Source organism: Microbacterium sp. 69-10, assembly GCF_001897945.1.
Lineage (GTDB): Bacteria > Actinomycetota > Actinomycetes > Actinomycetales > Microbacteriaceae > Microbacterium.
This window is the reverse complement of sequence record NZ_MKRT01000019.1, coordinates 125,496-134,949: the sequence shown is the minus strand read 5'-3', so window position 1 is coordinate 134,949 and position 9,454 is coordinate 125,496. Positions and strand designations below refer to the sequence as shown.

At 69.1% G+C, this 9,454-nt stretch carries 14 protein-coding genes; 10 read left to right on the top strand and 4 right to left on the bottom strand.

What is annotated here, in order from left to right; translation table 11 throughout:
* The first annotated feature begins 81 nt into the window (after positions 1–81).
* Both BGN97_RS08160 and BGN97_RS08155 read left to right on the top strand, forming a co-directional pair.
* Complete coding sequence (locus BGN97_RS08160; RefSeq protein WP_292699914.1) at positions 82–345, top strand: type II toxin-antitoxin system VapB family antitoxin; 264 nt, start codon at positions 82–84, stop codon at positions 343–345.
* The gene (locus BGN97_RS08155; RefSeq protein ID WP_292699913.1) at positions 342–740 is read left to right on the top strand and encodes a type II toxin-antitoxin system VapC family toxin; all 399 of its coding nucleotides are present in this window, start codon (positions 342–344) and stop codon (positions 738–740) included. The genes BGN97_RS08160 and BGN97_RS08155 overlap by 4 nt, the downstream gene beginning before the upstream one ends.
* Before the next feature lie 46 nt (positions 741–786).
* Here the strand turns inward: BGN97_RS08155 and BGN97_RS08150 are convergent, their stop codons facing one another.
* Positions 787–1,650 (bottom strand): phosphoribosylaminoimidazolesuccinocarboxamide synthase, encoded by an 864-nt coding sequence (locus BGN97_RS08150; RefSeq protein ID WP_292699911.1) that lies wholly within the window; start codon positions 1,648–1,650, stop codon positions 787–789.
* A gap of 21 nt (positions 1,651–1,671) precedes the next feature.
* Between BGN97_RS08150 and BGN97_RS08145 the strand changes: the two genes are divergently transcribed.
* From BGN97_RS08145 to BGN97_RS08135, 3 genes are all read left to right on the top strand, one after another.
* Complete coding sequence (locus tag BGN97_RS08145) at positions 1,672–2,274, top strand: GNAT family N-acetyltransferase (RefSeq protein ID WP_292699908.1); 603 nt, start codon at positions 1,672–1,674, stop codon at positions 2,272–2,274.
* Between the two features lie 63 nt (positions 2,275–2,337).
* Positions 2,338–2,955, top strand: a complete 618-nt coding sequence (locus tag BGN97_RS08140; RefSeq protein ID WP_292699906.1) for a PadR family transcriptional regulator — start codon at positions 2,338–2,340, stop codon at positions 2,953–2,955.
* Between the two features lie 67 nt (positions 2,956–3,022).
* On the top strand, positions 3,023–4,561 hold the full coding sequence (locus tag BGN97_RS08135; protein ID WP_292699904.1) for a DHA2 family efflux MFS transporter permease subunit: 1,539 nt from the start codon (positions 3,023–3,025) through the stop codon (positions 4,559–4,561).
* Between the two features lie 62 nt (positions 4,562–4,623).
* On the opposite strand, the gene BGN97_RS08130 is transcribed toward BGN97_RS08135, so the two are convergent.
* Positions 4,624–5,109: a hypothetical protein gene (locus BGN97_RS08130; RefSeq protein ID WP_292699902.1), complete on the bottom strand. Its 486-nt coding sequence runs from the start codon at positions 5,107–5,109 to the stop codon at positions 4,624–4,626.
* 113 nt (positions 5,110–5,222) lie between these two features.
* Between BGN97_RS08130 and BGN97_RS08125 the strand changes: the two genes are divergently transcribed.
* The 5 genes from BGN97_RS08125 to BGN97_RS08105 all read left to right on the top strand — a co-directional run bounded on the left by BGN97_RS08125 (position 5,223) and on the right by BGN97_RS08105 (position 7,003).
* Positions 5,223–5,417 (top strand): helix-turn-helix transcriptional regulator, encoded by a 195-nt coding sequence (locus BGN97_RS08125; protein WP_292699901.1) that lies wholly within the window; start codon positions 5,223–5,225, stop codon positions 5,415–5,417.
* On the top strand, positions 5,404–5,844 hold the full coding sequence (locus BGN97_RS08120; RefSeq protein ID WP_292699899.1) for a hypothetical protein: 441 nt from the start codon (positions 5,404–5,406) through the stop codon (positions 5,842–5,844). Before BGN97_RS08125 ends, BGN97_RS08120 begins: the two co-directional genes overlap by 14 nt.
* A 43-nt stretch (positions 5,845–5,887) precedes the next feature.
* Positions 5,888–6,430 (top strand): GNAT family N-acetyltransferase, encoded by a 543-nt coding sequence (locus tag BGN97_RS08115; RefSeq protein ID WP_292699897.1) that lies wholly within the window; start codon positions 5,888–5,890, stop codon positions 6,428–6,430.
* A gap of 119 nt (positions 6,431–6,549) precedes the next feature.
* Complete coding sequence (locus BGN97_RS08110; protein ID WP_292699895.1) at positions 6,550–6,786, top strand: DUF4160 domain-containing protein; 237 nt, start codon at positions 6,550–6,552, stop codon at positions 6,784–6,786.
* The gene (locus tag BGN97_RS08105) at positions 6,767–7,003 is read left to right on the top strand and encodes a DUF2442 domain-containing protein (RefSeq protein ID WP_292699893.1); all 237 of its coding nucleotides are present in this window, start codon (positions 6,767–6,769) and stop codon (positions 7,001–7,003) included. Before BGN97_RS08110 ends, BGN97_RS08105 begins: the two co-directional genes overlap by 20 nt.
* Before the next feature lie 115 nt (positions 7,004–7,118).
* On the opposite strand, the gene purD is transcribed toward BGN97_RS08105, so the two are convergent.
* Both purD and BGN97_RS08095 read right to left on the bottom strand, forming a co-directional pair.
* The gene (purD, locus tag BGN97_RS08100) at positions 7,119–8,396 is read right to left on the bottom strand and encodes a phosphoribosylamine--glycine ligase (protein WP_292699891.1); all 1,278 of its coding nucleotides are present in this window, start codon (positions 8,394–8,396) and stop codon (positions 7,119–7,121) included.
* Between the two features lie 231 nt (positions 8,397–8,627).
* On the bottom strand, positions 8,628–9,317 hold the full coding sequence (locus BGN97_RS08095; protein ID WP_292699889.1) for a CoA pyrophosphatase: 690 nt from the start codon (positions 9,315–9,317) through the stop codon (positions 8,628–8,630).
* Positions 9,318–9,454: the final 137 nt, after the last annotated feature.

The window sequence follows — 9,454 nt, the reverse complement described above, 5'->3', positions numbered from 1 at the left end:
ATCGCGGGGTCGTTCTCGGCCGGGGATCGGATGTCGGATGCCCAGGGTAGAACGGATGCATGGAGGGTAGAATTCATGAGCATGAGCCTGAACATCAAGAACGAGAGAGTGCACGAGCTCGTTCGTCAGCTCGCGGAGCAGACCGGTCAGTCCATGACGAGTGCGATCGAGGATGCCGTGCGCCGGCGGCTCGACGAGGTGACCGGGGCCCGTGAGGCGGAGATCGCACGGCGTCGCGCGGCGATCGATGCGGCGGTCGAGAGTGCCCGGTTGATTCCGCGGACAGGCAAGTCCACGGAGGAGATCATGGACGAGATGTACGACGAGATGGGCTTGCCGCGATGATCGTCGACTCGTCCGTGCTCGTCGCCATGCTGCTTGATGAGCCTGAAGGCGGTGCACTGGCGGCAAGACTGGATGCGGATCCGATTGTCATCTCCGCGGCGACCCTGACGGAGGCATCGATCGTGCTCTGGGGCCGAGCAGGTGATCTGATGGTCCAGAAGCTTGACGAGCTACTGGAGGGGATCGGCGCGACCGTTGCCTCCGTCGATGAACAGCAGGCGAGGATCGCCAGGGACGCCTACCGCCGCTACGGCCGCGGCTCCGGCCACCCCGCCCGCCTGAACTACGGCGACTGCTTCAGCTACGCGCTTGCGATCGCCCGCGACGAGCCGCTGCTGTTCAAGGGCGACGACTTCGTGCACACCGACGTGCGCATCGCCACGGACGAAGCCTGAGTCCGTCGCAGGATGCTGGGCGCCTGAGCCTGTCGAAGGGGCGGGGTCAGGCGGTCAGCCGCTCGATGAGCTCGCGGTACCGGGCGGCGGTGCGTCCGACGATCTCCTCGGGCAGCGCGGGCGGCTCGCCCTGCTTGTCCCAGTTCGCGGCCAGCCAGTCGCGCACGATCTGCTTGTCGAAGCTGGCCATCCGCTCGTCCGGGGTCGCGCCGTTCTGCCACGATGAGGCGTCCCAGTAGCGGGAGGAGTCGCTGGTGAGCACCTCGTCGGCGAGGCGCAGGGTGCCGTCGGCATCCGTTCCGAACTCGAACTTGGTGTCGGCGAGGATCAGGCCCTTCTCCTCGGCGATCGCGGCGGCGCGCGTGTACAGCGCGATGGAGGTGTCGCGCAGCTCGGCTGCGCGCTCCGCACCCACGAGCTCGACGACCCTCTCGAAGGTGATGTTCTCGTCGTGCTCGCCCATCGGCGCCTTATAGGCGGGGGTGAACAGCGGCTCGGGCAGCCGGTCGCCGTTCTTCAGGCCGGCGGGCAGCGGGATGCCGCAGACGGTGCCGCTGTGCACGTACTCGGCCCATCCGGAGCCGGTGATGTACCCGCGCACGACGCACTCGATCGGCAGCATCTCGAGCGCCATCGCCAGCATGGCGCGGCCGGCCACGGCATCCGGGATCTCGCCCTCGGCGATGTGGTTCGGCACGTCCGCCAGCTGCTGGAACCACCAGGTGCTCAGCGACGTGAGCAGCTCGCCCTTCTTCGGGATGCCGGGGGAGAGCACGAAGTCGAAGGCGCTCACCCGGTCGGATGCCACGACCAGCAGCCGCGTGTCGGCCGGATCCTCAGAGGCGTACAGGTCGCGGACCTTGCCGGAGTAGATGTGCCGCCAGCCGGGGATGCTCAGTGCTTCGCTCACCCGTCCATTGTGGCATCCGCGATGTCGGAGACCGCGCGTACTGTCGAGACGCGCACCGACCGACTGACCCTGCGACCGCCGACGGATGCCGATGTCGACGCGATCCATCGGATCTACTCCGATCCGCGGGTCTGGCAGCACTATCCGAGCCTGCGTCACGCCGAGCGCTCGACGAGCGAGAGCATGGTCGAGCGATGGCGGGCGGGGTGGGATGCCGTGGGGCTGGCCTCCTGGATCGTGCGCCTGCACGACACCGACGAGGTCATCGGCAGCGGCGGGTGCTCGCTGATCGGCGCGAATGGCGCGACGGCAGGCTCAGCAATCCAGGCCGACGCCACGGTCTGGAACCTCGGCTACCGCATGTCCGCCGACCATCACGGCCGCGGCTACGTGACGGAGCTGTCGCGCGCAGCGCTGGACGCGGCACGCGCCCTGCGGCCGGAGACGCCGGTCATCGCGTACCTCGTCGAGCACAACCGCGCATCGGCGGCTGTCGCCGAGAAGGTCGGACTGGCGCTCGTGCACCGCGCGCCGGACGCCGGAAACCCGGACCCCGGAGTCCTTCGGTTGGTCTACGCGGATCGCGCGCTGACGGAGGCGCAGCTCGCGACCGCTCTGCACTGATCCGTCCTCGGATCGGGCGACGAGAAGTGATATAGTCCACATGGACTAGTCGGGGTGGGATAAATGTCGGATGCCGTGAAGCTGACGCCGCTGGGCGCGATCGTGCTCGCGCTGCTGAACGAGGGCGACATGCATCCGTACGAGATGATGCGACTCCTGCGCAAGCGGCGGGACGATCGCATGGTGCGCGTCAGCAACGGCACCTTCTATCACACGGTCTCCCGGCTCGAACGGGACGGGCTCATCGCCGAGGCGGGCGTCGATCGCGACGGCAACCGTCCGGAACGCACCACCTACACGCTCCAGCCCGCAGCGCTCCCCGTGCTCACCGACTGGGTGCGCAGGGGGCTCGGGAACGCCGACCGCGCCGCGGAGTTCCGCGTCGCGCTCGCCGAGGCCCACAACCTGCCGCGGACCGAGGTCGTCGAGCTCCTCAGTGCGCGGCATGAGGCGCTCCGCGAGGAGCACGATGAACTGCGCCAGAAGCTCGAGCTGGCCCGCACCCGTGGCGTCTCCGAGCAGTTCCTCATCGAGGTGGACCGGCACGTGGCGATGCTGAGCGGCGAGCTCAGCTGGAGCGCCGGTCTGCTCGAGCGCCTCGCCGACCCCGGGTTCGCCTGGGTGGGCGACCGCCTCGCGCGGGCGCCCGGCGTCGCGGCATCCGATCCCGACCCGGCATGACCCCCGGCATCCGAAACTCGCAGACATTCACCGCGGGCAGCACCGCACAGCGAAAGGCATCACGCCCATGACAGATCCCACGCCGTCTCCGGCATCCGCGACCAGCGGGCCGTCGACAGGCACCTACGCGCACGGCCACAAGCCGCGCAGCCCCTGGCCCGCCCTCTGGGCGCTGGTCATCGGCTTCTTCATGATCCTCGTCGACACGACGATCGTCTCGGTCGCGAACCCGGCCATCAAGGCCGCGCTCGACCCCGACACCAACAACCTCGACAACGTCGTGTGGGTCACCAGCGCCTACCTGCTGGCCTACGCGGTTCCACTGCTGATCACCGGACGCCTCGGCGACCGGTTCGGGCCGAAGAACATCTATCTGATCGGTCTGGTGCTCTTCACGCTCTCGTCGCTCGCGTGCGGGCTGTCGACCTCGCTCGGAATGCTGGTGGCGTTCCGTGCCGTGCAGGGACTCGGCGCCGCGTTCATGACGCCGCAGACCATGGCCGTGATCACCCGCACCTTCCCGCCGGAGCGCCGCGGCGCCGCGATGGGGCTGTGGGGCGCGACCGCGGGCGTCGCCACGCTGGTCGGGCCGCTGCTGGGCGGCCTGCTGGTGGACGCGTTCGGCTGGGAGTGGATCTTCTACATCAACGTGCCCGTCGGCATCATCGGCTTCGTGCTGGCCTGGGTGTTCGTGCCCAAGCTGCAGACGCATCCGCACCGCTTCGACTACATCGGCGTCGTGCTCAGCGCGGCGGCCCTGTTCCTGATCGTCTTCGGGCTGCAGGAGGGGCAGAAGTACGACTGGGGCGTCATCGCCGGGCCCATCACCGTGTGGGGGATGATCGCCGCCGGCGTCCTGCTGCTCATCGTGTTCGTGCTGCAGCAGTGGAAGACGAAGAGCGAGGCGCTCGTGCCGCTCGGGCTGTTCCGGGACCGCAACTTCTCGGCGTCCAACCTCGGCATCGCCGCGGTCGGATTCACCGTGACGAGCATGTCGCTGCCGTTCATGTTCTTCCTGCAGCTGGCGCGCGGCCTGACCCCGACCGAGGCCGCGCTGCTGATGATCCCGATGGCGGTCATCTCGGGTGCGCTCGCGCCGCTCGCCGGCTCGCTGCTCGACAAGGTCGACCCGCGCTTCATCCTGATCCCCGGCCTGCTGTGCGTGGCCGGCGGGGTGCTGTGGAACTCCTCGCTGATGAACATGGACACCCCGACCTGGATGTTCCTGCTGCCCTCCGCCCTGCTGGGCATCGGCAACGCGGGCATGTGGGGGCCGCTGGCCACCGAAGCGACCCGCAACCTGCCGCCGCGTCAGGCGGGCGCCGGTGCAGGCATCTACAACACCACCCGCACGATCGGGTCCGTGGTCGGTTCCTCGGCCATCGCCGCGTTCATGCAGGCGCGGCTCGAGGCGAACCTTCCCGGACTCGACCAGGCTCCTGCCGGGCTCGGCGGCGGTGGCAAGATGCCCGAGGCAGTGGCCGACGGCTTCGCAGCCGGCATGTCGCAGTCGATGCTGCTGCCGGTCAGCGTGATGGTCATCGCGCTCATCGCGGCCCTCTTCATTGGCCGCTACAAGGGGAAGAGCGCCGACGAACTGCGCTGATCCCGCACGAAACGAGGGCCGCCCTGCTTCATGCCAGGGCGGCCCTCGTCGTGCAGGGGGGCTCACCGGAACAGGGCCAGACCGCCCAGGCCGATCAGGGTGAAGATGATCGCCCACAGGATGATTGAGATGACCTGCCAGAAGATGACGGCGTTGCGGCTGGCTCCGAACGACACCATCATGCCCGAGGTGATCTGGCTGGGCAGAACGGCCTGGCCCAGCAGGCTGACGCCGGGGACGCCGAAGCGGTCGAACATGCGCTTGACTCTGGCGCGGCGAGGAGACGGCTCTGCGGGTTCGGCGCCGCCGCTGCGGCGGGCCAGCACCTTCGCCCTGGTGGCGGATGCCGCGAACACGAACGCGAGCATGGAGGCGACGTTGCCGATGACCGCGGCGAGGAGCGTGATCGGCAGCGGAACGCCGGCGACGATGCCGATCAGCGTGCCGAAATAGGACTCGATGAAGGGGATCGCCGCGGCCAGCATCACCCCGGCCCACTGCAGCCAGACGGGCAGCGACTGGGTGAATTCGGCGAGTGCTTCCTGCATGATGACGTCCTCCGGATGTGTAAAGCGTATTTGACATGACAAGCATGCTTTACATCTCTGTCTCGTGTCAAGCGAGCTTTACATCACGGGTGCGTGGCCCTACGGTGGAGGACGTGCGCAGCAGGGTCAAGGAGCTCAGGACGGAGCAGGGGATCTCCCAGCAGGCCCTCGCGACCGCGGTGGGCGTCTCGCGCCAGACGATCAACGCGATCGAGACCGGCCGCTACGACCCCTCGCTCACGCTCGCCGTGCACCTGGCGCGGCATTTCGGATCGACCGTGGAGGAGGTCTTCGATGTCGATGGATGACGCCGGCGAGAGCGCCGAGAGCGCGCGCCGCCCGAACTGGCCCATGTCGCCCGTCAACACGGTGCTGGTCGCAGTGATGACGGTCGGATCGCTCGTCTGCTTCGTGCTCGGGCAGTCGATCGCCGGAACGGCGCTGCTGCTCGGCGGCATCGGAGGCGGACTCGGTGCGATCTTCGCCCGGCGCGGCAGCTCGGGCGATCTCGAGCGCGTGAACGCCCTGGAGTACGCGGACGAGAGGGACCGCGCCGCGGCCGTGAAGGGGCTCGCCGCCGTCGGCGCGGTCGCAATGGTGCTCGGCGCCGGCCAGCTGATCCTGCACGTGATCATCCGCGCCGACCCGATCTCGCGCTGGTCGAGCATCGTGCTGTTCCTCGCGCTGACCGCCTGCTGGTTCGTGGCGAACTGGTACTACGTGCGGAAGGGCTGAGCGCCGGTCCTCCGAGGGCGCGATGCTGTGATGGGATGGACGGATGACGATCGCACTCGCCTCCCCGTCCCTGGACCTCTTCGACTCCTGGGCAGCGACCATCGCCGAGTTCGACGGCCCGCACATCGACGGTGCGGGTCTCGAGCCGGGCTTCGTCGCAGACCGCGCGGGCTGCGACGCTTTCGTCGCCAAGTCGCGTCTGTACGGGGACCTGGATGCCGAACTGCCGGCCGGCAAGGTGCACTGCGACTACTTCTGGATCACCGACGACGGCGAGGTGGTCGGTTTCATCGCGTTCCGTCGTGAGCTCAACGACTGGCTGAGCAGCTACGGCGGTCACATCGGCTACGCGGTGCGCCCGTCCCGGCGTCGCGAGGGCATCGCCCGCGCCGCGCTGAACCTCGTCCTCGACCGTGCCCGTGCCCAGGGCTACGACCGCGTGATGCTCACCTGCGACGACGACAACATCGGCTCCGCCCGCACGATCGAGGGTGCAGGGGGCGTGCTCACCGGCACGGTCGAGGACCCTGACGACATGGCCTCCGGGCCCATCACCCTATTGCGTCAGTACTGGATCGAGCTCTGACGCGCGACTGAAGAGCATTCGTCCTGCACACTCCGCTGGTCTGACGGGTTCTCCCCAGTGGTGGGAATCCGGTCGAGCACCCGCACCGCGCAACAGTTGACTCATGCGCGGGGGTGCGCATGCCGACAGTGTTCCGAGATCGTGGAGTCCGATACTTCTTCTACAGCGATGAAGGAGACGAGCCGCCGCATGTGCACGTCGAGCGAGCTGGATTCACCGCCAAATTCTGGCTGCGGCCCGTAGAATGCGCCGTGAACAGAGGATTCTCCGAACGCGATATCGGTCGCATCGCAAGAAGAGTCACAGCACATCTGACGCTGATCGAGGAGGCGTGGCATGAACATTTCGACGCATGAAGCCATCGCTGTCGACGTGCATGTCGATCAGGACCAGCTCCATGTGCGGCTTCAGGATGGGCGCACCATCAGCACCCCGCTTGACTGGTTTCCCCTCCTGGCAGCAGCGTCGGCCGAGCAGCGGGCAGCCTGGCGGATCATCGGCGCAGGCGAGGGCATCCACTGGCCCATGATCGATGAAGACATCTCGGTCGAGGGGCTTCTCGCCGGCCGCTGACTCCCTTGCAACCCCGGTACGGATGCAGGGACGTTCGCGCACCCGGCTGGAGACACGCGGACGATCGTGCCTGCAGGCGGGGAATCTCCCGGCATCCGTACCGGGGTGGCGGATGCTACTGCGCGACGCGCGCGGCGATGTCGTGGCGGTAGTGGGCGCCGTCGAGGCGGATGCGCCCGATCGCCTCGTACGCGCGCGCCCTGGCATCCGCGAAGTCGGTGCCGGTGGCGACGACGTTCAGCACACGACCACCGGTGGCGATGAGCGAGCCGCCGGGTGCGTCCGGCGCGCCCGTGGCGGCGTGCACGATCGACACGCCGTCGACGGATGCTGCCTCGGCGAGGCCCTCGATCATGCGGCCCGTCTGGGGCGCCTCGGGGTAGCCCTCGCTGGCGAGCACGACGGTGATGGCGACATCGTCGGAGAACTCGGGTCGCGGCTCGTCCTCGAGGGTGCCGGACGCCGACGCCAGCAGCAGCCGTGACAGGGGAGTGCGCAGCCGGGGCAGCACGACCTGGGTCTCGGGGTCGCCGAAGCGCGCGTTGAACTCGATCACGCGCACACCGGCGGGCGTGAGGATGAGGCCCGCGTAGAGCAGGCCGATGAACGGCGTGCCCTCGGAGTCGAGCTGACGGATCATGGGCAGTGCGACGGTCTCCGTGACCTCGTCGACGAACGCGTCGACGCTGCCGAACTGCTCTGCCAGCCACGGCAGCGGCGTGTACGCGCCCATGCCGCCGGTGTTCGGGCCGCCGTCGCCGTCCAGTGCGCGCTTGAAGTCCTGCGCGGGTGCCAGGGGGCGCACGGTGTCGCCGTCACTGAGGAAGAACAGCGAGACCTCGGGCCCGGTGAGGAACTCCTCGACCAGCACGGGGCCGGAGGGCAGATAGTGCTCGGCGTGCGCGAGTGCCTCGGCGCGGTCGGTCGTGACGATCACGCCCTTGCCCGCCGCGAGCCCGTCGGCCTTGACGACGTGAGGTTCGCCGAGCTCGTCGAACGCGGCCCCGACCTCGGCGACGGATGCCGCGCGCACCGCGCGTCCGGTCGGCACGCCCGCGGCATCCATGATCCGCTTCGCGAACGCCTTCGAACCCTCCAGCTGCGCGGCGGCCTTCCCAGGGCCGAACACCGGGATGCCGCGCTCCCGCACCACATCCGCGACGCCCGCGACCAGCGGGGCCTCCGGGCCGACGACCACCAGGTCGACGCCGCGCTCGTTCGCGAACGCGGCGACGGCGGCGCCGTCGAACATGTCGAGGTCGACGATCGTGGCATCCTGCGCGATTCCGGCATTGCCGGGCGCCGCGAAGATCTCGTGCTCGGTCTCCTCCGAGCGCAGGGAGAGGATGATCGCGTGCTCTCGCGCACCGGAACCGAGGACCAGGATCTTCATGCCCGCAAGCCTACCGGCGCGGTGTCGCCGGGTTACCGTCGATGCCTGCGCTCGCGCGCCGGCGGCTCCGGGTCGCGATTCGTCCCGGATCGACATCCTCCCGTCGCTCCAGGTCGCGACTCGTCCTGGAAAGATCGCGGGAAAGCGGGACGTACTGCGACCTGGACGGAGGCGGATGCCTGAAAGCGGGACGAACTGCGACCTGCGCGGCGGGCTCAGCGCGCGGAGGGTTCAGACGGTGACGGGCCGCTCGACGGCGGGGTCCCAGGGGAGCGCCCAGCCGGTCGCGTCGAACAGCGCGTTCAGGATGCCGGCGGTGAAGCCCCACACGATCGTGCCGTCGATGTCGAAGGCCGGACCCTTGTAGGTCATCCCGTCGCGGGTCAGCGTCGACGTGTACCGGTTCGCCGGATCGAGCAGCTGCGCCACCGGCACGCGGAACACCTCGACGGTCTCGGCGTGATCCACGGCCGCCACCCGCGACGGCTCGCGCCACCAGCCGAGCACGGGCGTCACGATGAAGTTGCTGACAGCGAGCGGGATCTCGGGCAGCGCGGCGAGCACCTCGACCCCATCCGGGTCGAGACCCGTCTCCTCGCGCGCCTCGCGCAGCGCGGTCGCCACGGCGTCCGCGTCCTCGGCGTCACGGCCGCCGCCCGGGAACGACACCTGACCGGGATGCGAGGACAGCGTCGCGGCCCGCCGCTGCAGCAGCACGTCGAGGTCGGCCGCGACGGTCAGGTCGTCGGCTCGGGCGGGGATGCTGTCCAGCCGCCCGAACAGGATGAGCACGGATGCCGGATGCGGCTCGCTCACGGTCATCGGGAAGCGCGGCGTCCATTCGGCCGCACGGTCCGCCGCCGTGAGCAGTTCCGCGCGCGCACCGCGCAGAGTCTCGGTGTTCTCGGCTGTCTCGCTCATCCCTATCGACCCTATGCCCGCGGTGCCGAGGAGGCGCCGGACACTACTCCGGAAAAACGCGTGCCGAACCTCCGGACCACGGGGTTCCGGCTCACGGACGCGCCGGATCTCCGGAGTTGTGGAGCGCGTAGCCTGGA